Source organism: Pseudomonas sp. YY-1, assembly GCF_002843095.1.
GTDB classification, from domain to species: domain Bacteria; phylum Pseudomonadota; class Gammaproteobacteria; order Pseudomonadales; family Pseudomonadaceae; genus Aquipseudomonas; species Aquipseudomonas sediminis_A.
In genome coordinates, this window is the sequence record NZ_PJLX01000039.1 from 1 (window position 1) to 1,026 (window position 1,026).

Here is a 1,026-nt window from a genome sequence, read left to right on the forward strand (position 1 = left end):
GGGCGAAAAGCATCTCCACCTTCTTTCGTTCACAGCGAGAGACGAGGTATCCCGGTGTTTTAGCGATACGTCGGGCCACGTCACGGGCAGCTTCATGGATGCTGCGGACGATCTTCCGATTCGGTGTGTTGGGACAGCACTTCGCTTTCAGTGGACAGGTGGCACAGTCGGTTTGGCTGGAGCGGTAGATGATGGTGTTGGCCTTGGTCACCCGCGATCTTTTCTGGACGAAGGCGCGCCATTCACTGCGCAGCGGTTTGCCGACTGGGCAGCGGTATTCATTGGCCTCCGGATTCCAGTGGAAGTCGCTGCTGGAGAGGCTGTCGTCCTTGCGTTCGGTCTTGTCCCAGACTGGGACATGCGGGTCGATGTTCTTTTCTTCGACCATCCAGGCCAACATCGGGGCAGTGCCATAGGCGGTATCGCCGATGAGGCGTTCCGGCGTGACGTCGAACTGCGCTTCAACGCGATCGACCATCGTCCTGGTCGAATCGACTTCGGCGGTACGATGCGCCGGAGTCGCTTCTACATCCATGATCACGCCGTGCTCGGTGTCGATCAGGTAGTTGGTGGAGTAGGCAAAGAAGGCTGGGCCGCCTGGCGCTGCTGTCCAACGAGACAGCGGATCGGTGAGTGAAATTTTCTTGGGAAGAGCTTCAGCCAGCGCCTCTTCATCAAGAGCTTCGAGGTACTCGCGTACGGCACGGCTGCTTAGCTTTGGATCGTTCCAATCGACCTCATTTCCCGCCACCCCACGTTGCCGGCTGGCATCAGCCTTGATGACGCTGGCGTCGACGGCGAAACCTTCCCCCTTTACCAGGCCGGCCGCCATGCAACGCCTCAGCACCTCATTGAACAGCCAGCGGAACAGATCGCTGTCACGGAAACGGCCGTGGCGATTCTTCGAGAAGGTTGAGTGATTGGGTACTTCGTCTTCCAGACCCAGCCGGCAGAACCAGCGATAGGCCAGATTTAAATGCACTTCTTCGCATAGTCGCCGCTCGGAGCGGATGCCGTAGCAGTAGC

1 protein-coding gene is annotated in these 1,026 nt (G+C 58.8%); it reads right to left on the minus strand.

The features are described 5' to 3' along the window. The coding region (locus tag CXP40_RS23550; RefSeq protein ID WP_106735687.1) for a transposase at positions 1-1,026 on the minus strand (1,026 nt) is incomplete at both ends.